This window comes from Bacteroidales bacterium (assembly GCA_018334875.1).
Classification (GTDB): domain Bacteria; phylum Bacteroidota; class Bacteroidia; order Bacteroidales; family UBA12077; genus JAGXLC01.
Genome location: JAGXLC010000379.1, coordinates 1 through 3931, shown reverse-complemented (window position 1 = coordinate 3931; position 3931 = coordinate 1). Strand labels below are relative to the sequence as shown.

Genomic DNA, 3931 nt, shown 5'->3' with positions numbered 1-3931 from the left:
TTTCTGCCAAAAAATGCACGAAAATATAAATTCAGTTACTAATCATATTTTCGCTTGATTGCCCAAAATCATATATATTTAATGATCATCGCCAACAGCTCTTCCATATCTGTTGGTTTCGCAATATAATCAGTAGCACCTGCCTGAATACATTTTCCACGATCTCCTCCCATAGCATTTGCCGTTTGAGCAATAACAGGAACCTTCTCGTTTTGCTCTCTTATCCTTCTGGCTATTTCAATGCCGTTGATATCAGGAAGTCTGATATCCAAAAGGATCAGGTCAATGGACGGCTTCTTCTCAAATGCCTGAAGGCCCTCTGCTCCGTTTTCGGCAAAGATAACACCGGCACCCAGCGTATTTAATACTTCATTCAGATATTCACGGCTCGTCGGGTCATCTTCTATGATCAAAAGGGTTTTATCCGTCAGGTCATACCGTTCTTTTTTCAGGTTCTGCTTTTCTTCCTTTTTTCCCGCTTCACTCTGCTGATAAGGCAGGGTGAAATAAATTACAGTGCCTTCGTTTTCCCGGGATTCCACCCACATCTCTCCACCCATTAATTCAACAAGATTTTTGGATATTGTCAATCCCAGACCTGTGCCTTCATATACCCTGCGGGTTGAATCTTCCACCCGCCTGAAACGCTCAAAGATGATGCCCTGCTTTTCGGAAGGGATGCCAATGCCCGTATCCGCTACATAGAAAAGCAGGTAAGGGCTCGGTTGTAATTCGTAACCGAAGGCTATCCGGCCCTTATGGGTATATTTGATTGCATTGCTGAGGAGGTTATCCATAATCTGTCTGAAACGGTTGACATCGGATTTGATGACACCATGCTCATTGTCCAGCGCCACATCCATTAGCAGTTGAATGTGAGGTTTTTCTCTGCTTTCAAGTTCCTTCTTATAGATGTTGTATAGTTGCTGCAGCAAGTCGTTCAGACAAAACTCCTGAAAGTTCAGTGTAAGCTGGCCTGCCTCAATTTTCGAAACATCTACAAGGTCATTGATGATTTGAAGCAAATGTAGGGTTCTGGAGTAAATAATATCCAGATATTGCTTTTGTTTGTCCCTTGGGTACTCTTTTTCCCTCAACATCTGGGAAAATCCCATGATACCGTTCATAGGAGTACGGATCTCATGGCTCATATTGGCCAGGAATGCAGATTTCAGGCGATCACTTTCTTCAGCTTTTTCTTTGGCATTTCTCAGTTCCTCCTCAACCATCTTTTGTCTCGAAACATCGTGATAATTCACAAGAATTCCTTTCACATTCGGATCGTGAAGCAGATTAACGGCAGTTAACTCAACTGGTGTATAGGTGTTGTCCTTGCATCTGTAACTATATTCAACCTTTGTGGTGTCATTTTTTCTTTGTAATAGCTGGTTAAACTGATCTTGCAAACGTTCTCGGTCATCGGGATGGACTGTTTCCCAACAGGAACTGCCAATCAGTTCTTCCGGCTTCCAACCAAACAATCTGGTGATATTGGGACTTTTGTATTGGATGATGCCCTTTTTATCCATGATAGCCAGGACATCTGCTATATTGGCAATCATGGCGCTTTGCCGGGCCTCAGTCTTCTTCAATTCTTTTTCGGCTTTCTTTCTTTCAGTAATATCGCGTGCCAGGGCCAGAATGTATTCCTGATCCTCCAGTACTACTTTGGAAATGATAACTTCTGCCGGATAAATGGATCCATCCTTTTTCCTGTGCCTGACTTCAAAATAAACGGGTTCATCGTTTACTGAAAGAGCCTGCCAATACTTTTTCTGATCGTCACGGTCTATGGCATCCGGGTCGATATCAAAAACAGTCATGGAAGCCAGCTCTTTCTGGCCATAGCCTGTGTTCTTTTTGGCTGCCCGGTTAAACTCCACAATGCGGCCATCCAGATCATGCAGAAAGAGCATCTCTGAAGACTGCTGCACCAATGCTTTAAACTTGTTGTTGCTTTTAGCCAGTCCCTGTTCAGCAAGTTTCCGGGCTGTAATATCGGCGACAAACCCCTCAATTAATAACGATCCGTCAGGGTAGGTGTTTGCAATCCTGGCATTCATGGTTAACCAGATCTGTCTTCCTTTACATGTTTTTGCAGCGTATTCGAAATCTTCAACTTTGCCTTCCTCATTCAACAGTTGCAAAAATTTTTCCCGCCTCTCGGGATAAAGGTATAGCTGTTGACTCAGATCACCATAATATGCAAGGGCCTCTTCAGAATTGTCGAAATCCAGAATATGCGCCATCGTATCATTGATCATCAAAAGTTTACCTTTTGAAGTGGTCTGAAAGATTCCAACCGGCGCATTCTCAAAAAGGGCCCGGAATTTTTCTTCACTTTTTTGCAGCTCTTCTGCAGTGTGGTGCTGGGATACAGCCAAAGCCAGATTGGAAGCCAGCCGTTCAAAGAGATGAATCTGTTCCTCATCAAAGCAGTTTCTTTTGGGCTCATTGAACTGAAGCAGGCCCAGTGTATTGTTACCGTGACGCAGAGGTATCAGGGCCACAGATTCATAGCCTTCTCCCTGGCAACGGTTTCGGGTGCGTGCCTGCAGGTCTTCTTCACTGGTTGATCCCAACAGATCGGTGGTACTGTTTGTCCAGAAGCTGCCAAACTCCGTAAAAAAAGGCTGACTGGCATCGGTTCGTCCGCGAATTACATTGCCGCACATACATTCCAGAACGGGACTGCCCCGGCTGTCCCTTACATATTCTCCCTGTTCATCCACCTCGCAAAGGCTGTTTTCCAGGTGAACAAACTCATCCGGGAATCCCCGTGTTTCATAATAGGGAAAATCTTCACCCTGCTTAAGGCGAATACCAACGGCCTCACAGCCCGACCATTCTTTCATAAGCTCCGTAATACCAGACATAAGCTCATGCAGATCATTTGTAGTATGCATATGCTGAAGCAATTGCAGGGTAATCCGGCGCTCCGACTCATGTCTTTTGCGTTCGGTAATATTCCGGAAAACAATTACCACTCCATGGATGTTTCCATCATCATCTTTGATTGGGGAGGCGGAATCGGCAATCTGGTATTCGGTCCCGTTTTTTGATATAAGCTTGGTATCCTTTGCCAGATCCACAATTTTTCCGCTTCTCAATACCTCATCCAAAGGATTTTCTGTAATCTCCCCCGTATGGGTATTCACTATATGAAACACTTCTTCCATAGGTTGACCGATGGCTTCCTCCTCACTCCATCCGGTCATATTCCTGGCCACTTCATTCATCTGTAGTATCTTGCCCTCGGTATCCGTTGAAATCACCGCATCACCAATGGAATTTAAGGTTATCCTGTATTTTTCCTCGCTTTCTCTACAGGATCTTTCCGCTCTTCGTTCTTCGGTTTTATCTTCCAGAACAGCAACCGTATAGTTTACATTACCCTCCCGATCCTTTACCGGAAAGATCCTTTCATGAATAATAAGGGAGGCTTCGCGGGTGTTCCATTGGTTGTCTTCAATGCCCGGATTATATTCAAATTCGTTTTCATAGGTGGAACCATTGTAAACCTGTTCGTATTTTTTGTCTGCCCCCATGGCCTTCGAATAGGGGTCCGTTAACACATTGAACTCACCGATGCCCTCATCCATATCGGACAAACCCAGAAGATCCTTTTGTTTCCGGTTGATCTTAAATGAATAACCGTCACTATCGAACACCTGAATGCCCAGTGGGAGGTTATCTACAATATTTTTGTAGAGAAAATTGGATTGTTCCAATTGTTCAATGCGTTGCTCCAGCCCTGCTATTCTTTTTTTCAGTTGGGAAGGAGTTTCATCAGTCATACAAATCCGTGTTAGATTTCCAAATATCAATCAAAATAAAAAAGCATAGCTTAAAAAACCGAAAAATAGGGTTCAAAGAAGACTTCGTTTAATATAGAAGTGAGTAATTCATTAACTTCCAAAGGTAAAAAATA

At 43.6% G+C, this 3931-nt stretch carries 1 protein-coding gene; it reads right to left on the bottom strand.

The genetic code is table 11. The features are described from left to right. Positions 1–68: 68 nt before the first annotated feature. On the bottom strand, positions 69–3797 hold the full coding sequence (locus tag KGY70_18380) for a PAS domain S-box protein (GenBank protein MBS3777169.1): 3729 nt from the start codon (positions 3795–3797) through the stop codon (positions 69–71). Between the last annotated feature and the right edge of the window lie 134 nt (positions 3798–3931).

Bases quoted from the DNA above. Each gene is read 5' to 3' on its own strand.
- KGY70_18380 (MBS3777169.1), bottom strand. From the start codon at position 3,797: ATGACTGATGAAACTCCTTCCCAACTGAAAAAAAGAATAGCAGGGCTG.